At 61.3% G+C, this 19738-nt stretch carries 15 protein-coding genes and 1 other RNA gene; 12 read left to right on the top strand and 4 right to left on the bottom strand.

From position 1 onward, the window contains the following. Positions 1-17 precede the first annotated feature (17 nt). Positions 18-587, top strand: coding sequence for a hypothetical protein (locus tag ACOZ9V_RS13445; protein WP_434590745.1), 570 nt, complete (start codon positions 18-20; stop codon positions 585-587). Positions 588-696: 109 nt separating this feature from the next. Here the strand turns inward: ACOZ9V_RS13445 and ACOZ9V_RS13440 are convergent, their stop codons facing one another. Both ACOZ9V_RS13440 and ACOZ9V_RS13435 read right to left on the bottom strand, forming a co-directional pair. Further along, on the bottom strand, positions 697-4446 hold the full coding sequence (locus ACOZ9V_RS13440; RefSeq protein WP_434590742.1) for a P-loop NTPase fold protein: 3750 nt from the start codon (positions 4444-4446) through the stop codon (positions 697-699). Between the two features lie 441 nt (positions 4447-4887). After that, complete coding sequence (locus ACOZ9V_RS13435) at positions 4888-5859, bottom strand: CpaF family protein (protein WP_434590739.1); 972 nt, start codon at positions 5857-5859, stop codon at positions 4888-4890. 394 nt (positions 5860-6253) lie between these two features. Between ACOZ9V_RS13435 and prfB the strand changes: the two genes are divergently transcribed. The 11 genes from prfB to ACOZ9V_RS13380 all read left to right on the top strand — a co-directional run bounded on the left by prfB (position 6254) and on the right by ACOZ9V_RS13380 (position 16211). Next, positions 6254-7378, top strand: a complete 1125-nt coding sequence (gene prfB / locus ACOZ9V_RS13430; RefSeq protein ID WP_139908580.1) for a peptide chain release factor 2 — start codon at positions 6254-6256, stop codon at positions 7376-7378. Between the two features lie 230 nt (positions 7379-7608). Next, the gene (gene ftsE, locus ACOZ9V_RS13425) at positions 7609-8298 is read left to right on the top strand and encodes a cell division ATP-binding protein FtsE (protein ID WP_139908579.1); all 690 of its coding nucleotides are present in this window, start codon (positions 7609-7611) and stop codon (positions 8296-8298) included. Then, complete coding sequence (gene ftsX / locus ACOZ9V_RS13420) at positions 8295-9209, top strand: permease-like cell division protein FtsX (RefSeq protein WP_376906414.1); 915 nt, start codon at positions 8295-8297, stop codon at positions 9207-9209. The genes ftsE and ftsX overlap by 4 nt, the downstream gene beginning before the upstream one ends. A gap of 1 nt (position 9210) precedes the next feature. Beyond that, a complete protein-coding gene (locus ACOZ9V_RS13415) occupies positions 9211-10440 on the top strand; it encodes a M23 family metallopeptidase (protein WP_172170910.1) in 1230 nt (409 codons plus the stop codon). A gap of 163 nt (positions 10441-10603) precedes the next feature. Further along, on the top strand, positions 10604-11074 hold the full coding sequence (gene smpB / locus ACOZ9V_RS13410; protein ID WP_101547462.1) for an SsrA-binding protein SmpB: 471 nt from the start codon (positions 10604-10606) through the stop codon (positions 11072-11074). Positions 11075-11295: 221 nt separating this feature from the next. Further along, positions 11296-11673, top strand: a transfer-messenger RNA (tmRNA) gene (ssrA, locus tag ACOZ9V_RS13405). 169 nt (positions 11674-11842) lie between these two features. Next, positions 11843-12229, top strand: a complete 387-nt coding sequence (locus ACOZ9V_RS13400) for an SdpI family protein (protein ID WP_181272596.1) — start codon at positions 11843-11845, stop codon at positions 12227-12229. A 247-nt stretch (positions 12230-12476) separates the two neighbouring features. Next, positions 12477-13034: a hypothetical protein gene (locus ACOZ9V_RS13395; protein ID WP_434590733.1), complete on the top strand. Its 558-nt coding sequence runs from the start codon at positions 12477-12479 to the stop codon at positions 13032-13034. A gap of 79 nt (positions 13035-13113) precedes the next feature. Next, a complete protein-coding gene (locus tag ACOZ9V_RS13390) occupies positions 13114-14316 on the top strand; it encodes a sensor histidine kinase (RefSeq protein WP_434590730.1) in 1203 nt (400 codons plus the stop codon). Then, the gene (locus ACOZ9V_RS13385) at positions 14313-14951 is read left to right on the top strand and encodes a response regulator (protein ID WP_434590728.1); all 639 of its coding nucleotides are present in this window, start codon (positions 14313-14315) and stop codon (positions 14949-14951) included. The genes ACOZ9V_RS13390 and ACOZ9V_RS13385 overlap by 4 nt, the downstream gene beginning before the upstream one ends. A gap of 159 nt (positions 14952-15110) precedes the next feature. Beyond that, positions 15111-16211: a DUF418 domain-containing protein gene (locus tag ACOZ9V_RS13380; protein ID WP_434590725.1), complete on the top strand. Its 1101-nt coding sequence runs from the start codon at positions 15111-15113 to the stop codon at positions 16209-16211. A 10-nt stretch (positions 16212-16221) separates the two neighbouring features. Here ACOZ9V_RS13380 and ACOZ9V_RS13375 read toward each other — a convergent pair whose 3' ends face one another. Continuing rightward, the gene (locus ACOZ9V_RS13375; RefSeq protein WP_434590722.1) at positions 16222-17898 is read right to left on the bottom strand and encodes a thiamine pyrophosphate-binding protein; all 1677 of its coding nucleotides are present in this window, start codon (positions 17896-17898) and stop codon (positions 16222-16224) included. A gap of 270 nt (positions 17899-18168) precedes the next feature. Further along, a complete protein-coding gene (locus ACOZ9V_RS13370; protein WP_434590719.1) occupies positions 18169-19737 on the bottom strand; it encodes a sodium:solute symporter in 1569 nt (522 codons plus the stop codon). Position 19738: the final 1 nt, after the last annotated feature.

Here is a 19738-nt window from a genome sequence, read left to right as displayed (position 1 = left end):
CAGTATAGATTTGGTCTATGAAAGATCTACTAAATAATGACGGCTTGTGCGGATACTCGTCGGTGAGTGAAGTCGACCCAATGAGCACTGCCCTGATTATCGTTGTTGCGGTTGTTTCGATTGGAGCGCTACTGTTCTGGTTCACTGGATATATTGATCGTCCATTAGCGGCGCTGTCTTCTCCAGTCCGCGCTGTTCGAGTCATGGCCCAAGTTACCTTTTTTGGGCTTACGGCGTCCTTCTTGCTTATGTTCGTTCCGGAAGCAGCCGGGCGGTTTCTTGGTTGGCTTCAGGACGATGCCGAGCGTTGTGTGCAGTCTCCGCATCTCTTTTCAACGGCATTGACGTTTACGCTGATCATGTTGATCGTTGCAGGTGGCTGGCTTGTTCAGCGATATCCTCCAGACGAAGCTGGTCCGGAAGAGAAGGTCAAGTATCTTAACCGGGCAAACAGCTTGCGCAAAGTGATGGTTTCCACGCTATCGATTGCGTCCGGTTTCTGGGTTAGTGCACTTACGGCCGATCTGCAGCTGTTGGTCTGGGTGCCTATTGGGGTGGCCGCAATCTTGTATGCAGTGGATCGATAGTGGTCTTCATCTAATTACCATATTTCCAAATACTGGTAAAGTCTCAAGCCCACTACGCAGAGTGGACTTTCACGGCGAATTAACTCACGCACTGTCGATAGGCGCTTTCTTAAACAAGCTTGACTTTTTTGGTGCCCCGCCTCCCGCCGCGCGGAAGCTCGACCCGTCCTTCGAGTTTTAGACGATTAAGTATGGTTCTGATGGAATCAGTCAGAGGTACTTCGGTCTCGTGGCCCGGTCCAGCGTTGAATCCTTCGTAGTCTCCACCCAGTTTTCCAAGAACACGGAGGGCATCGTCGCTGGCGAGATCTTCCAAAGCCGCGAGAGGGCGAAGGACATGCTCAGCTTCAAGCGCGTAGGGTGCCACCTGTTCGAGTTGAGGCAGTGGGAGCTGGATGTGTTGGCGGAAGGCGTACGACAGGCCTTCGCGGAGCAGTTCTTCGTCGTTTTCCGTTGCGTATTCACCAATTTCAGTGACCAGCTTGGCTTTGGTAGCGTTCGGGACTTTAAAGTCGCGTAGAAGACTCAATGCGTGGTCAGCCACGAGCTCGGGAGTCAAGAACTCTTTGGCGGCCTCCGAGTGATGGAATGCATTGGCTATTGCGTTCCAGCCAGCGGTCATGAAGTGTTTGAACGTATTCGCGGTGTCTGGTACTAGACCCGCCTCAAGGAGGTCGGCCAGAAGATTGTCGTCGGTTGGTTTAATGTCGGCAGCATCGATACCGCCGAGTGTCAGTTCGGGATCGAGTTGGAGCGCTATGTACACACGCTCTCGGGACTTGAGCACGTGCGATGCGTTCAATATCCTCAGTCTCAACTCGGCGACCAACTGCGGTTCAACGTCAATGATGACGTCTAGCTCGTCGGGTACTGTCGGCTCGACCATGAGCACCTTCGCAAGGTGCTCGTCGACGCCATACTCGGTCGAGTATGTATGCAGGTTCTTCACGTTTGGCTCAAGTCGACGGGCCGACGCAATCATTGGCCATGTATCGGTGGGTACATTAGCGATTTCGGAAAGTGATGCTGTTGGGGCACTGGTCTCCAGCAGTTTCACTATTTGCTCATCGGTCCATTCTTCATACTGCGTTTGGATCACTGCTTGTAATGCGGCCGGATTCAGAGTCGCATACTCGGTCGACGCGTCTCTGTCGACGGCTAAGAGGTAGCTGGAAAACTCTTCCAGACAACGTTTCCAGACGCGGTCATCCTGGCGGATATAGTCCAGTGAGATCGGATCATCGGTGCCGAGCGCGAGGGCAGCTCGAACGTTTTCGGCAGTGAGGTCGTATACGTCGTCGTCGACTACTCGACGGAGCAACGATGTGGAAAGAGGGTCTAAAGAAGGAATAATGATGCCAGCTAAGTGAATTATGTCCATAACGACGGCTGCCCTCTCGTGGCCGAGGGCTGAAGTAAAGGACTTGAGCTTTGAATAGCGATCGGTGATGAGCGCACTCGCCTTGTCGCTGATCTCGAAGTCTTTGCCAGAAGACGCGCCCAAGATCGCTGCATCGAGGAGCTCGGTCCGTGATGCTTCCGTAGCGATGGTCTTGGGGCTTGCGAGATAGTCGAACAGGCCCTGCCATGGGTGCTTTGCCAGGAGACTGACCAGGTCGTACGAACGCGAGCTGGTTTCGTTGAGGAAAGCATGTAGGAACGTTGCTCTATCCTGCTCGTTGGACTCATCGGCAAGGAAGCTGACGACTTCTTTAGCGTCCTGAGGCCGGTGCTCGAGCAAGTGGTCGATGATCTGAATGTTCAGAGCACTACGTGACCGAGTGAAGCCTTCTGGTGCCTGGTCTAGAATGTTTTGCACAGCATTATTCGTAACGAAAGTGTCTTGCACTTTCATTCCGTTCGGCCACACGCAGTTGCGGAAGAAGTTCGCCACATCGACACCGAGGAAGCCGCCGTAGAACACGGTTGAGTACTCAGCGTAGTACCGATTCAGATACCCTTCGACCACTAGGTCGAAAGCGAGCTGAGACGGTAGCACGCTATTCATCGAGTCGAGAAACGACTCCAGGCGCAACTGTTTGGCAAGGGTGTTAAAGTCTGCTCCGCGGAGGACAGCGACCTTATGATCGAGGTCTGCGCACCGCTGGTCGAGGTCGGTTTTGAGAATTTCCCATCGGCTGGTCTCTTTGAGCTCGGGGAAGAAGTCGTTCAACTGGCTTCTACCTATTTTCGAAGCAGACTCATGGCCCGAAAGTCTTGACCTCATCTTCAGTTCAATTTGGCCGACCTTCGAAACATTTTTCCAGAATGTCGATGTGCGGGCTGCGTCTGGAGTGTACGACTGTTCTCCGACTGTCAGGCGTTGGATTTCTTGTTTCATGTTGGCGGCAAAGGCAATGAGACGGTCGACGAGTCGCTGAGCAGTATTCTCCTGCTCGCCCTGAAGTTGGCTGCTGCGAAGGAGCTCGTGCTTCTCGTTTTGAAGTTTTGCGATAGTGTCTTCAACCAGTTTCTGGCGTTTGCTCTCGAGCTGGTCCAGAGCGCTACCTCGGTTCGGAAGCGTCTCGAAATCAGCTAGATGAAAGTTCTTGTAGACGACCAGCGCGAACAGGTCATTCGCGGTGAGGCGTGGCGCTCGGTCGTTCTCATTGATCCACAAGAGTCTCTCCGCGAAGATCACGAACTCGTTTCGGACGTTGAGTAGCAGTCGCATGTCGGTAGTGTGCCGTGCGACTATATCAAGCAACCCGCGGCTGATCTTCGTGTCTTTGGGTAATTTCAGCTCGTCCATCTTTGCACTAAGCAAATCGCGGGCGTTGCTGTGGGAGAGAAACGGAACTACGGGAATGACGGTCTCGAAGAATTTTGTGCGATTCGCGCGCTCTACCGCCGCCTCGGCGGTGTCCTGAAGGCGCTTGCTAACGGAGTTAGCATCCGTCGGGGGCTGATCCGACTCGCTCGGAGCCGATGAGTCTTCCGAAATATTGGTGTCCCGAGCGCCATCTCCTAATTTCTCAAAGAGACTGTCCTTGATCGCATAGATGAAGCGAAGTGGCTGTTCTTGGTTCTTCCATTGCGCGGAGTCGTTGATAAGCGTGTTGAGTTCGCGAAGAGAGTCAAATATTCGTGGGTCGTCGAATCGGTCAATATCTTCAAACACGACTAGGTTCGGCTTCTTAGCCTCGAAAAACGCCATGATCTCATCGAGGTACTCGTCGAAGTAGGAGTCCGGCTGCTTGTCGAACGAGATTGACGTGCCGCCAGTTGAAAACTGTGAAACAGGACGATTGCCGATAAACCATCGAGCTGTCCATATAACTCCTACCAAGAGAATAAGAAAGGCAATGGCAGGCAGAGCTATGTGGTTGGTGCCCAAAGCATCAATTTCTGGCCTAACGCCAAAGAGCCAGAGAAGGCAGAATACTGGCACTCCGACGACGACAGCCTCTAACAGCATTTGTCGCTTGGTTGGTTCCTTCCTGCGAGCGAAGCGCGAGTACCGTATTTTTCCGGGCTCAGCTCGGTAGACTAGTTGCTTGACCAGTTCTTTCTGGATTCGGTTGGTTACAGCTTCGCCATCGTCTGGTCCGAGGGTATTGATGCTGATGCGCAGTGTCGTCTGGTGCGCCTTCTCCTGGTTTTCAATGAACCTGTCGAGAATGCTCGATTTGCCAGAGCCGTAGCGTCCCGTCAGTGCGATGTTTCTGTTCTTTGGCTCTCTCACCGCAGTCTCTAGATGGCGCACATAAATAGCGTGCTGTTCTTCGTTGTACTCGGGGGCGAGCGATCGAAGTTCGATGGCAGCGTCCGAACTCTTGTTGGAAGGGTCCGCCGGTTCGATGGTCTTTCCTTGTTCGCCGACCTGTGTGGCCCGCCCGGTGCGTTGATTCTGGGACATAACACAATTATGGCTGAGCGGCCTGATACTTGTGTTTAATCGCATGGCCACTCGGGTCGTGGACAGTCTTTCGGCCGTTTGTCATTTTGAGGGGCGGACCACTGATTTGGTCTCTGCGACGACTTTAAAGTGTTCGTGTTGCTAGAGGACTATTCCGACGCTTGCGTTATCTGCACGGGAGTCCACAATTGCAGACTCGAGCGGTGTAAGTTGGAGCATGAGTGATAGTGCCTACCACAATGTAGTAGCAAGGCATAGCCTCACGACTGGAGCGGTGTCAATGTTCTTCTCGGGTAACGGAATTGTTAGAGCACCGAGCGAATTCTGTGTTCTTCGAGAGGCTCCCAGTGGTCGTCGATCTGGTCTAGTCGCCTCCCACGCTCGAATACAGTCAGTTGTGGTTGACTTGCCACGTCAGCTGGTCTAGTTGCACACCCTGTATCAATTGTTCGCCCCGGCCAAAAGAGGCAGAGTGCAGATCTTCGTGATCGCCGCCCGTGCAGAGTTCGCGTGGATTGTGCCCATCCCGGGCAACCCGGAATTCAGCGCGACCAGGAGGTCCAGGCTTTCGGCTTCTCGGACCTCGCCGACGATGATGCGCGTCGGTCGCATGCGTAGCGCCTCTTTGACCAGGGCGCGGAGGGTGACTTCGCCGGTTCCTTCCAGTGACGGCTGGCGGCACTGCATGGGAACCCAGTCGCGGCTGGGCAGATTGAGTTCGAAGACCTCTTCGCAGGAGATCGTGCGTTCGCGGGCCGGTATCGAGCCGGCCAAGGCGTTGAGCATAGTGGTTTTGCCGGCCTGAGTAGCCCCGGAGACGAGGATATTGGCACCGCACGTCACGGCCGCGTCGAGGAACTCGGCGGCCCCAGGAGTCAGTGAGCCGTGAGCGACGAGATTGGCGAGGTTGCGCGGCGGGGCGATGAACTTGCGGATATTCACGGCCGGGTGGGTGCGAGTGATATCGGGCAGCACGACATGCAGCCGGGACCCGTCGGGCAGAATGGCGTCGACAAACGGCTGGGAGAGATCGACGCGACGGCCCGAGGTGCGCAGCATCCGCTCGATGAGGTCGTCGAGTTCGCCGGAACTCAGCTTCGTCGTCGTCAGCTGGTGGATTCCGTCGACGGCGATGAAGACCTCGCTCGGGGAGTTGACCCAGATCTCTTCGACGTGCGGATCATCGAGATAATCCTGCAGGGCACCGAAACCCGAGAGCTGATTGTCGATGTGCCGAAACGTCGCCTCTTTGTCTTCGAGCACCGGGAGATCGGCGACGAGGCTGCGTTCGTCGTATTCGGCGATGACGGTGCGAATGAGCTCGCGAGAGCGCTGAATATCGGCGCGGGGATCCACATCGAGATCTCTGATCCGCTTGTGAACCTCGCTGGTGATGACTTCGGTGGCTTCCACTCTGAACCCTTGCCCGATCATTCAATTGACAGCGTGATTTGCTGTTTAACCTATCTGTAGTCGAATGAAGAATCTAGTGAATTCCGAAATCTGTGGATAACTGGGAATGAGTTCTGCAAATGCTCACGGTGTAGTTTCACGATTGTCATTGCGGGGCGTTTTCGTCTTGCGCAAGGGTGGGTTTCGGTCTATATTTTCCTCACCAGTCTTCGTATGAAGCGACGTGAGCCGCGCCGCCGGCGGGATGAATCAGATCTCCCGCCGGCGGCGCTTTTTGGGGTCGGGGCGACTGATCGGGGCTTGCCTCGACCGATCAGCCCTCGATATCTCAACGGTCGACCGCCTCGGCGCCGTTTCATGCTCGGGGGAGGGCATGCACTAGAATCGGATCATTATGGCCTCCACTGATTACTCTTCTGAAATCGCCAACCTCCGCCAGACGTACAAAGCGATTCTCGACGTGTCCGATCTGGACAACCTGCGCGACGAGGTTGCCGAACTCACGGAGCAGGCGTCGTCGCCGACGTTCTGGGACGACCCTGATTCGGCGCAGAAGACCTCGGCCAAGCTCTCGCACAAGCAGGGCACCCTGGAGAAGCTCGAGAAGTTCGGTGAGCGGATCGACGACGCTGAACTGCTCGTCGAGATGTCCCAGGATGAAGGCGACTCGGACTCGCTCGAAGAGGCCGACCGCGACATCAGAAAGCTGCGCGATCAGCTGGCCGAACTCGAGATCTCGACCCTGCTCAGCCACGAATACGACGAGCGCTCCGCCGTCGTGACCGTGCGGTCGGGTGCCGGCGGCGACGACGCGACCGACTGGGCGCAGATGCTCACCCGCATGTACGTCCGGTGGGCGGAGAACCGCGGATACAAGGTCCAGGAGCTCGACACCTCCTATGCCGAAGGTGCGGGCATCAAGTCCGCGACCATCCAGATCGACGCGCCCTACGCCTACGGCACGTTGTCGGTCGAGGCCGGCACCCACCGTCTCGTGCGCATCAGCCCCTTCGACAACCAGGGCCGCCGCCAGACCTCCTTCGCGGCCGTCGAGGTGGTCCCGCTCATCGAATCGACCGACCATGTCGAGATCGACGAGAACGATCTGCGCATCGACGTCTACCGGTCCTCGGGCCCCGGTGGGCAGTCGGTGAACACGACTGACTCGGCCGTGCGCATCACCCACATCCCCACCGGTGTGGTCGTGAGCATGCAGAACGAGAAGTCCCAGATCCAGAACCGTGAGGCCGCGATGCGTGTCCTCCAGTCGCGACTGCTCGACCTCAAGCGCCAGGAAGAGGCCGCGCAGAAGAAGGAGCTGGCCGGCGATATCAAGGCCAGCTGGGGTGATCAGATGCGCTCCTACGTCACCCATCCGTACCAGATGGTCAAGGACCTGCGCACCGGCTACGAGGTCAACAACCCCTCGGCCGTCTTCGACGGTGACCTCGACGGACTCATCGAGGCCGGCATTCGCTGGCGCAAGGAACAGGAGATGGCCGAAGAGGCCGAGGCCTGATCCTGATTCTTCGAGTAACTGGCTCGACTCTTCGGGCTAGGGTGCCGAGCCGTATCGCTCGGTCGATGGCCGACTGAGGGTCGGCCGCCTCGGCGAGGTTTCGACCATCACCGAGGCGACTGTGAACTTCATCAGATCGCAACACACGCCCGGCCGCCTCCGCGAACATCACGGAACTGTTACGTACAGTGGAATCGGCCGAGCCACCCGCAACATGATTGAAGACCGACTTGATCAGATTCGACTCCGTTTCGAAGTCCTACGACACGCGTTCCCGCAAAGCACTCGATGACATCTCCTTCGAGGCTGACCGCGGGGAATTCGTGTTCCTCGTCGGGGCGTCCGGCTCGGGAAAGTCCACGGTCATCCGACTCATCCTGCGTGAAGAGGTCCCCAGCTCCGGTCGCATCCACATCGCCGGAAAATCCGTGGTGAAGATGCCCAGCTGGAAGGTGCCCTACCTGCGGCGGGGGATCGGAACCGTGTTCCAGGACTTCCGCCTGCTGCCGAACAAGACCGTGTTCGCCAATGTCGCCTTCGCCCTTCAGGTGATCGGAAAGTCCCGCGCGGCCATGTCGACCCTCGTCCCCGACGTCCTTGAGACCGTGGGCCTGGCCGGCAAGGAGAAGCGGTACCCCAGTGAGCTCTCCGGCGGTGAACAGCAGCGTGTGGCCATCGCCCGCGCCGTGGTCAACAAGCCCGGAATCCTGCTCGCCGACGAACCGACGGGCAACCTCGACCCGGCGACGAGCGCTGACATCATGAACGTTCTCGAGAAGATCAACCGCAACGGCACCACGGTGCTCATGGCCACCCACGACGGAGAGATCGTCAATCGGATGCGCCGGAGAGTCATCGAACTGCGCGAAGGCGAAATCGTCCGCGACGTCGAAGAAGGCACCTACGGAGTCGCCTCATGAGGGCCGGTTTCATCCTCTCCGAAGTCTGGTCAGGTCTGCGCCGGAACTTCTCCATGGTCATCTCCGTCGTGCTCGTGACCTTCGTGTCCCTGCTCTTCGTCGGTGCCGCGATCCTGCTGCAGATGCAGGTCGGGCAGATGAAGGACTTCTGGTACGACCGCGTGCAGGTCTCCGTGTTCCTGTGCCCGCCGGATTCGGAGGCGACGAACTGCGTCGACGGTGAAGTCACGGGCGACCAGAAGGATCAGATCCGGGCAGAACTCGAAAGCTCCGATCTGGCCCCCTATGTCGACAAGGTCTATTTCGAGGACAAGACCGAGGCCTACGAGCACTTCCAGGAGCAGTTCAAGGGCACCAGCCTCGAAGGCACAGTGCCCAAGGACGAGATGAACGAGTCCTTCCGGGTCAAACTCAAGGACGCCGAGAAGTACGACATCATCAAGGAGACGTTCTCGTCGACTCCCGGGGTGGAAGAGGTCGTCGACCAGAATCAGCTGCTCGACCGCCTGTTCGGGGTGCTCAATATCGCGACCATCGTGGCGATCGCGATCGCCGGCATCATGCTGCTGTGCGCGATGCTGCTCATCGCCACCACCATTCGACTCTCCGCGTTCTCGAGACGCCGGGAGACCGGCATCATGAGGCTCGTCGGCGCGTCGAATACCTTCATCCAAATGCCGTTCCTGCTCGAGGGCGTCATCGCCTCGGCCGTCGGTGCGACGCTGTCCGCCGGTGCCCTGGGACTGCTCGTCCACTTCGGAGTCAGCGGTTGGCTGCAGTCGCAGGCCACGGGATTCAGCCTCATCTCCGGATGGGACGTCCTCCTCATCACCCCCGTGCTCATCATCATCGGCGTGCTCATGGCCGGAGCGTCGTCGCTGATCACGCTGAACAAGTACACGAAGGTCTGAGATGAGACGCAGACTCGGACTCGTCCTCACGGCAGCTGCGCTGGCAGTGGTCATGCCGGTCACCTCGGTGGTGGCCGATCCTCGCGACGACAAGAGCGAGGTCGACGAACGCGTCAAGGAGCTCCAGCAGGAGTTCGAAGGTCTCGATGAGGACCTCGCCCGCGTCATCGCCGAACGCGATGCGGCGCAGGAGAAGCTGCCGGATGCCGAAGCCGAATCGAAGGCCGCCGACGATGCGCTTGCTGAGGCGATCGAGAAGGATGAGGACATGGCCGCGCGCCTGACCTCGGCGGAGAACGCGCAGAAGGATCTCAAGGACACGATCAAATCCGGCACGGAGGAGATCGACAAGCACAAGACCTCGGCGGCGCGCATCGGACGACAGGCCTACCAGAACTCGGGCATCACGTCCGATCTGGCTATGCTGCTGCAGATGGCCGAGGGTACGAGCGCCGACGGCGGCATCGGTCGCGTCGACTCGGCGGTGCGGTCTCAGCAGCGCACAATCGACAAACTCTCCGAACAGCGGGCGCTGAACAAGAACAACGAAGAGCGGCTCTCGGGCGTGACGGATAAGATCTCCGACCTCAAGGACGAAGCCGCCGAGGCGGTGCTGGCCAAAGAGGCCGCGCAGGTCGATGCGAAGAAGAAGGCCGACAGCCTCAACGACCTCATCTCCGCGAAGGACGATGCGGAGAAGACGATCTCCGACAACAAGGACAAGACCGAGAAGCAGCTGGCCGATGAGAAGGCCGAGCAGGACCGGTTGGCCGAGAAGGTCCGGGAATGGGAGAAAGAGCAGGAGAAGAAGGGCAAGTTCGTCTTCGGCGACGGAGTCCTGGCCAACCCGGCCAAGGGATACCCGACGACGTCTCCGTTCGGATACCGGGTCCACCCGATCACCGGTGCACGGAAGCTGCACACCGGAATGGACTTCGGCGTTCCCTGCGGAACCCCGATCCGCTCGGCCGGCGACGGAATCGTCGTCACCTCCGGCTGGACCGGCGGTTATGGCAACCGTGTCGTCATCTCCCACGGCAAGATCAAGGGCAAATCTATCGCGTCGACGTACAACCACAACACGAAGCTCAAGGTACATGACGGGCAGAGGGTCAAGAAGGGCGATATCATCTCGTATTCCGGTACGACGGGAGCGTCGACCGGCTGCCACCTGCACTTCGAGATCATGGAGAACGGCGGCTACGTCGACCCCAAACCCTTCATCTTCTAATTGCTACCTGACGGCGGCCCAGCCACCTCGCGCGAGGTGGCTGGGCCGCCGTCAGGTAGTTCTGGGAGGGGACGGGCGTGCGGAAGGGCGGCGATGGGATAGAATTGATGGCTGTGCCCGCAAACGCGTGCACAGGTGATCGGGAGCAGAGAGGAGGCCGGTCATGCCGAAGGACACAGGCAAGAAAGTCATTGCGAGGAACCGCAAGGCGCGCCACGACTACCACATCGAAGACACGTGGGAGGCCGGACTCGTACTCACCGGCACCGAGGTGAAATCGCTGCGCGAAGGCCGAGCCTCGCTCACCGACGGCTTTGCCCTCATCTTCCAGAATGAGGCCTGGCTGGAGAACGTCTACATTCCCGAATACCTGCAGGGGACGTGGACGAATCACTCGGCCCGCCGCCGTCGTAAGCTGCTGCTCCATCGCGAGGAGATCCTCAAGATCTCGCAGAAAGTCAAGGAATCCGGCCGGACCCTGGTCCCGCTGGAGCTGTACTTCGACGGCTCACGCGTCAAGGTCGAGATCGCCCTGGCCCGCGGCAAGCGCGAATGGGATAAGCGACAGGCACTGCGCGAAGCGCAGGACAAACGCGAAGCCGAACGCGCCATGAAGTCCAAGCAGTACCTGTAAGGGTTGGTCGACGGTGGGTTCGATTCCCGCCATCTCCACCGTCTCTCGGCTCTGTCGCCGAGGCGGTCCGAGCGCATCCGAGCGCGTCCGGTCACGTATTCGCGGAGTTCAGGGAATGCAATTGGCTCGGTCTGCGTTGTACGAGTATGCTGGAGTATCTGATCGGCGCCAGCAGCCGCCTCGGCGGATGAAACAGCTGATCAGGATTGGTAACAGAATATGGGGATGATCGGTTTCGACGTTGGACACTGCGTCGGGAGAAGCGGGCCGAGAATGCAGAGTCATCTCGTTAATGTCCTCTGCAAAACAATAGGTGCTAAGTCTAACAACCGCACCGATTTCGCCCTCGCTGCCTGATAGAGCGCGAGCTGCGAATCCGTCAGCCTAGAGTTGCCTCTGCTCTAGATACTGGCGTCGCTTAAGAGGCCACTGCTTCAGGCACATGTTGGGGGTGCCTGAGGGACTTTCACTCAACTCCGTTCGTTGGCTTACGTGTTCGTGCGATAGCCAGAACCTAAGACACTAATTCACGAACTGCGCCCGGAGAAGTCCTGACAATCTGCCGACGGACGCGGGTTCGATTCCCGCCATCTCCACGTGTCACAGCCCCGGATTCCGCAAGGATCCGGGGCTTTTCGCTGTCCGGATATCCCCAGACCTGCAGTTTCACCACATCGACACCGGTGAACACCATCGCCGAGGCGGCCGGACAGGGCCGTTCCCATCTGTCCTTTGGAGAGCGGCTGGGTTCAGCCCCGATGAGATACGGTGGACCCGAGTTCAGAGAGGGGACCGGCAACGATGTTCTATCCGCCGCTGATCGGCTATCTGCTCCTCGCCGTTGTCTGCGTCGTTCTCGTGTTGGTCATCCGCGGCGACCGTCTGCCCCGCAATCGTGCAATCGGAATCCGGTCGGCGCTGACGCTGCGGTCCGAGGCTTCTTGGAAAGCTGGCCACCGTGCGGCGATTCCCGTGCTCATCACCATCAGCATCATCGCCGTCGGGTTCTCGATTGCACTGTTGAGCGTTGAGAAATTCGCCTGGCCGAAGGCAGTCGGAGCCGTTCTCGCAGTCTCGGGGTGGCTGCTCATCCTCGGCCTCTTTGTCAGAGTCTGGACGGTTGCCAACCGCGCGGCGCGGTCCGCAGACAAATGATCTGCCACGGCGACGACCTCCCCGGAGACGACCGCCATACCGTTGTCTGGGCACTCTCTTCGCGACGCCCTTGCGAGACCCGGGAGTTCCGACCACTCGGCCGATCACGATCAGCCATTCGGCCGAGGCTCGGCCTCCCCGAAACGGGAAGGATCGAGGGTGTCAGACAGCAGCCACGCGCCGGCTGTGAAACCCCGGCCCAGCACAGTGACTGCTCACTCCGATCCGATAAGGACGCTCCACACTCATGAAGAAGGCACTCATCGCCCTCGGCACCATCGTCATCATCCTCATCGCCCTCATCGGCGGACTCATTGTGGCTGAGAACCGTGCGAAAGTCGCACTCGAAGCCGACGTCGCCGACTACCTGGACGGCTGCGCGATCACACCCGACACGATCGACGTCCACGGTCGCCCCTACCTCCTCTACGCTGCACAGCACACCGCAGACCTCAGCTACGTCGATCTCGACCCAGCGAAGGGAACGAACAAGGATCAGGTCCTCGTCCACCGCCTCGTCGACGGCCACGCCGACCGGCTCACCCGCTTCATCACCTTCGACTACCCGTCAGGCCAGGTCCGGCCGGTGAAGAATCCCGATGACTCCTACACCGAGGTGGCCACCATCGACGGCAAGAGGGTGACCTTCTCCGCCCGGGCGGAAGGCAACCGGCTCGATGTTCTCGCCGACGAGCGTTTCCTCACCGACCGCGCCCTGCCGCAGGCGGCCGAAGTGCGGGACGTGTCCGCGGGAGACGATGGCGTGGTTGTCGAGGTCGAATACGCTGACACCGACTGCCGCTGATACGGTCAGCGCAGCGCACGACAATGCCGAACCCGAGAAACCAGAACCTGGCATCCGGCGTTGACTAGACTGTGAGCAAATGAGACGACTCCTCACCTGGCTGTGGCTGATCCCGGTCCCGCTGACCTTCGCCCTGGAACTGTTCATCGGCAGCGGCTGGTCACTGATCCTCGGCAACGTCATCGCCGTGGCCGTCGGCCTGCCCATCCTCATTCGAGCCCAGTTGCGTCCGGGACGGTCTGCACGGCTGGAGTGGGCCGTCCTCGGACTGCTCGGTGGCCTCGCCCTGGCCGCCGTCGCCGCCACACTGAGTCTGACGACTCTGTGGCTGAGCCTGACGGTGCTGGCGATGCTCACGCGCGCATCCTCGGGCCGGATGAGCATCGCCTCCATTGTCGTTCTCGCAGTCGCGAACATCGTCTGTCCCCTGGTCATGGCCGACGGTGCGACCTTCGCACTCATGGTGTTCGCCCTGATCATCGCCGCGATCGCGATCGGTCTGATGCTGCGATCGAATGACCGCACCCTGATCGAACGACAGGCCACCGCCACCGAGGCGGAACGACGTCGCATCGCCACCGAACTCCACGACCTCATCGCCCACGAGGTGACCGGAATCGTCGTGCTCGCCCAAGCCGCCGGGCGCAGCGACAGCCCGGACCTGAGAACAACGGCCCTGGCGAAGATCGAAGATTCGGGGACCCGCGCGCTCGAGGAGATCCGCCGCCTCGTCTCCGACGCCCGCAGCGACACGCGAACCGATGCCTCACCCGTCACCGCTGCGGGAACGGTGTCCGATTCTGGCGCGGAGACCGCTTCCCGCACCCCGATCGCTTCGGGCCCGCAGGCTCTGCGTGACCGGGTCGCGGCGTTCGGCAAGTCCGCGACGATCACAATCGACACCCCCGCCGAGGTGGCCGCCCCGGTCTGGCCCGTCCTCGACCGTGTCCTCGTCGAATCCCTGACGAACGTGCGCCGTCACGCCGGCGCCGATGTTCCGGTGACGGTCACCGTCATGATCGAGCCCGCCACCCCGACTGACTCAGCCGAAAACCTCGCCGGGCCCGACGCTCCCGGCACTCTGGTCATGACCGTGACCAACGGAGTCGGTTCCGGTGGGGTCGGTGCCGGTAGCGGCACGGGACTGAACAGTCTGCGCGTGAGGGTGAGCCACCTCGGCGGGAGGATCGAGGCGGGACCCGAACCCGGGGGAGGATGGAGCGTGGTCGCGCGACTGCCGCTCAATCCAGTGAACGACCACCGAACAGGGGAGAGCCGATGATCACCGTCGCTGTCATCGACGATCAGGAGATGGTGCGGATGGGATTCTCACTCATCCTTGACGCCGAAGCCGATATCCGCGTCACCGGGCAAGCCGCCGACGGCGTCGACGCGATCGCTCTTGTCAAACGCGAACAGCCCGATGTGGTGCTGCTCGATATTCGCATGCCGCGCCTCGACGGTTTGGCTGCGCTTCCGCGACTGACTCCGTATTCGCAGGTCATCATGGTCACCACTTTCGACGATGACGACTACGTCGATGCGGCTCTCGCCGGGGGAGCCAGCGGATTCCTGCTCAAGGACGCCGGAGCCGACCTCCTGCTCGCCGGAGTCCGAGCGGCGGCGAACGGCGATGCGCTCATCTCCCCCTCGCTCACTCTCGACCTGCTCCGACGGCGCACCGCCGCACCCCGGTCGGAGACCGCGCGCATCGACCGCCTCAGCGATCGGGAGACCGAGATCGCGAAGCTCGTCGCCGTGGGACGGACGAACCAGGAGATCTGCACCGAGCTCTTCATCTCACTCGGCACCGTGAAGACCCACCTGGGCAGCATCCAGACGCGTCTCGATGCCCGTAACCGCGTCGAGATCGCCGCCCGGATGTGGGAATCCGGGGTCATGAACTCCAACGGCTGACGAGCGCGGACTCTACTCCCACGGTGCAGTCGTCTCACCCACCCCAACCGCACCCACCCCGCCAGCCGTGCCGGGATCAGCCGAATGGCCGACCCCGTTCGTCGATTCTCGGTCGCACGGCCGATGTGCCAGATCTCCGTTTCGGGAAGGATAGAGGCCATGACACGACCTCAACCCGACACCACACGCCCTGCCGACAAAGTGAGCCCTGCCGACACCGCGAGCCTCGCCGATACCGCGAGCTCTGCCGATATTCGATCTCGACCCCGCATCGCCGCACTCGACGTCATCCGCGGGTTCGCCCTGTGCGGGATCCTGCTGGTCAACCTGCCGCCGATCTTCGGCCTCGGCGTCGAGGGTGGGGGCCTCGACTTCTACCGTTTCTACGAAGACTTCGTGCAGAACCGCTTCTTCCCGATCTTCTCGTTCCTCTTCGGAATCGGGTTCGGACTCATGTGGCTGTCCGCCCGGGATCGCAGCCACCGACCGCGCCTGGCTCTGCTGCGCCGGTTCGCCTTCCTCAGCATCCTCGGTGGGCTCCATCAACTCCTCCAACCCGGCGAGGCGCTGCTTCCATATGCGCTCGCCGGGATCGTCTTCCTGCTGCCGGCCACGTGGATCGCCGACCGGTGGCGGAACGTCATCACTGCGATCCTCGGCGTCGTTCTGCTCATCGCCGGAGTGGCCACCGGAGGCGGAATGGCCGTCATCCCCGGACTCTTCCTGCTCGGCTTCGCCATCGGCGGCAGCGATTTCCTCCGATCCGTGCTCAACCGCCCGGGACGAGTCGCGATCGCCGGTGGTCTCGCACTGATCGTGACGATCGTCGGCTTCTCCGTGACGGACTATACGACCCGTCACGTCGACCAGTGGATCAATGCCGGCCTGGGCCTGTGTATGGCCCTGACCTATATCGTCGCCATCCTGCTGCTCCTGCGCACCCCCGCCGAGGCGGTCCTGAAGTCCGTATTCGCACCGCTGGGTCGGATGGCGCTGAGCAACTACGTCGGTGCCACCGTCATCCTTGTCGCCGTTCGGCTGGCAGCGCCCGACCTCGCCCGGTTCGACGACCGCGGCGGATACGTCGCCGGACTCGTCATCTGCGCCGCGATCATCATCGTTCAGGTCGTCGTCTCAACTCTGTGGCTGCGCCGTTTCGGACAGGGCCCGCTGGAGAAGCTGTGGCGCCTCGTCACCTGGGGCCGGTCGGCACAGCAAGACCAGTGTCTGAACCAGGGCCGCAACCAGCTGCGCAACTAGCCGGTCACCCTCACGAGTTCACGCGAATGACCTCTTCTTGGTACGGTGCGATGATCTCACCGGAGATCCGCAGGTCGAGGAGCAGGAAAGGCCGTTCGTCGACCGGGCGGGACTTCCACTCCTCAACCACGGCGAGATCGCTCAGGGTGCGGACGGCGACCCCGTGCCCACCGGCGGCCGTCGCGAGGGCCGCGAAATCGATCTCGTCGATGAGCATGGGCGACTTCTCCAACCCCTTGAGCCCGTACAGGTTGACCTCGGCACCGTAGGCCGCGTCATTGAAGACCACGGCCAGACCGCGACCGCCGGCCACCCGGATCGCGGTGTCGAGGTCGGACAGTGCCATGGCTCCGCCGCCGTCACCGGTGGTGAGCACGATCGTCGAGTCCGGGTTTGCGCGGGCGGCCCCGGCGACGCTGTGCCAACCGAGTCCGATCGATTGGAAGGCGGTGCCGACCATCGCCAGCCGATCGGGTGCACTGGGCTCCCAGAACATGTTCGCCCAGGCGATGAAATGTCCGCCGTCGGAGACGACGACCCGATCCTCGGGCAGAACCTCGCCGAGGCGGTTCGCCGCCGCACGCGGATCGAGCCGACCATCGTCGGCGAGCTCCGACCCGACGACGTAGGCACGGTCGGCAGCGGTGTCGACGGAATCGTGCCAGCGTTCGTCGGCACTGTCCGAACCCCCAGCACTGCCTGCGCCGGTCGCCGCCAGGCGCGCGATGAGTTCGGCGGCGGTGAGTTTCGCATCGGCGCGGATGAAGCCTCCGACTCGGGCGTTCGTGGCGCGGTCGTCGGTGTCGATCTGCCATACCGCCGTCGAGGGATGGAAGAGGTCTCCGAAACGCATGGTGAACTGATTGAGCGAGGCTCCGAAGACCACGGCCACATCGGCCTCGCGGACGCGCTCCATCGCGGCCGGGGCACCGAATCCGCCGGCGACTCCCAAATCGTGTTCGGCAGCCGGGAAGATGTTGCGTCCCAGCGCGGTCGTCACGGTGAGTGCTCCCGTGATGTCCACGAGTTCACCGAGTTCGGAGTCGGCTCTGGCCAGCCAGGCACCGCGGCCGGCGAGCAGCAGGGGACGTTTCGCTCCAGACAGATCGGCGGCAAGGCGATCAAGAGCCGCATGTGCGAATTCGCCGGTCGGTGCCATCGGCGAGGGACGACTGGGGCCGGGCACATCCGGAATCTCACCGAGCTCCAGGGTCGCGACATCGTAGGGAATGGCCAGGACGACGGGCACCCGGTAGGTCAGAGCATGCTCGATGGCGGTCACGGTGGCTGCGGCGGCATCGACCCGACCGACGTTGTAGGTGCGCACACCCACGGCGGAGGCCATGGCGATCTGGTCGACGTCCCATGGTCGGGGACCGGACGTGGGCTCATCCCCGACGACGAGGACGAGGGGAACCCGGGCTTGTGCCGCCTCGGCGAGGGCGGTGAGCGTATTCGTGAACCCCGCACCATACGTCGTTGTGGCCGCGGCGATCCGCCCGGAGGTGCGGAAGTGAGCGTCGGCGGCGACGACGGCTCCGGCCTCGTGGCGGACGGCGGTGTAGGTTGCCGAGGTGTTACGCAGCAGGGCGTCGAGGAAGTAGGCATTGCCGTTGCCCATGAGGCCGAAGACCTCGTCGATGTGGGCGGCAAGGGTGTGCGCGACGTGCGCGGAGGTATGAGCCATGGCAGGCCTTTCGCGAATGAGATATGGAAATGAGGGATCCATATATGTCTCACACGCGCAGTTTGCGGCTTCGTGCTCCTTTTTCGAGCACCGGCTGATGTGCCGCTCGCCCTGGGCACCCAATTCCGGGGGCTGCCGTGGGCGGCTCAGCCTGACTCTTCGAATATAAGTGACTGTGGTCTGAGACACCAAGTCGAGCGAGGTCCTAGAACTACCTGACGGCGGCTCAGCAACCTCGCGCGAGGTTGCTGAGCCGCCGTCAGGTAGCAATTAGCGGGTGATGCGTTCCTTCCAAGCGGCCATGACCTCGGGCGAGGTCGGCTTCGACGCGAAGGACCCGACGAGGTAGCCGACCAGCGAGGCGATGAGGCCCAGGTAGATGGCCTCGTTGGCGTAGATGCCCGCCACGATCATCACGACGATGGTGGTCGCGGCGCCGAGGATCATGCCGGCCATAACGCCGACGATCGTTCCGCGCTTGAACACGAGACCGCCGAGGATCGGGATGAACAGACCGGCCACCAGCAGGTTGTAGGCCACGGTGAGCGCCTCGACGACGCTGGGCATGATCATCGCGAGCACCAGCGTGACGACGCCGAGCACGATGAGGTAGATGCGCGAGTCGCGGATCTCATCTCCGGTCTCGCGCACCAGCGATCGCACGAGCGTCGACTTCGCACCCGAGCCGGATTCCAAGCCGGATTCCGAGCCGGAAATGCCGGACGCACTCGCCGAGGCGTCCGATCCATCCGTCGCCGTATCCTTCGCACCGGCTCCCGCACCGACGCCGTCGCCGCGTTCAGGAACGATGTCCTTGCGGGCGAGGATCGGTTCGACGATGTCCTGACGACAGACGGTCGAAGCGGCCATGAGCGAACCCGATGCCGTCGACATCATCGCGGCCAGGGCCGCAGCGAGCACGAATCCGGCGAGCACCGGAGACATCGAAGCATCGACGACGGCGACGAACACATCGTCCTGGACTTCGATGCCGGGCACTATCTTCGTCGCGGCCATGCCGATGAGCGCACCGGCGACAGCGTAGAGCAGGCAGTAGACGCCGGCGGAGAAGCCGCCCCACCTGGCCACACCCGGGCTGCGGGCGGTGAACACGCGCTGCCAGATGTCCTGGCCGATGAGCAGTCCGAGGGTGTAGATGAGGATGTAGCCGAGGATTGCCTCCCAGCCGATGCCCACCGGTGAGGTGTGCGATTCGGGCAGCGAGGAGAACAGCTCGGAGATGCCTCCGGACTTCGAAAGCACGATGGGCAGCATGATGAGGAAGATGCCGATCGTCTGGATGAAGAACTGCACGAAGTCCGTCAGCGTGATCGACCACATGCCGCCGAGCATCGAATAGAGGATGACGATGCCGCCGCCGATGAGCACCGACCACACCTTGTTGAGATCGAACAGGGCATGGAAGACCGTGGCGTAGGCGACCGTCGACGTCGTCGAGATCATCAGACCGTAGGCGGTCATGATCGCTCCGGAGACGAAACGGGAGCCCTTGCCGTAGCGGAGTTCGAGCATCTGCGAGACCGTGTAGATCTCGAGCTTCTGAATCTTCGGAGCGAAGAACAGCGAGAGCGCGATGATGCCCAAGCCGATCGCGAAGACGAGCCACATTCCCGACAGCCCAGCCGTGTAGCCGAGGCCGACTCCGCCGATCGTCGACGCGCCGCCGAGGACGACGGCCGACATCGTGCCGGTGTACAGCAGTCCGCCGAGGCGGCGCCCTGCGACCAGGAAGTCCTCCTGGTTATGGGCCTTGAAGCGGCCCCAGACTCCGAATCCCACCATGGCGGCGAGATAGATGATGACTACCAAAGAGTCCACA

It is taken from the genome of Brevibacterium sp. 1718 (genome assembly GCF_051131255.1).
Classification (GTDB): Bacteria; Actinomycetota; Actinomycetes; order Actinomycetales; family Brevibacteriaceae; genus Brevibacterium; species Brevibacterium sediminis.
Note: the sequence above shows the minus strand (reverse complement) of the source record. Positions and strands in the feature narration are given on the sequence as shown.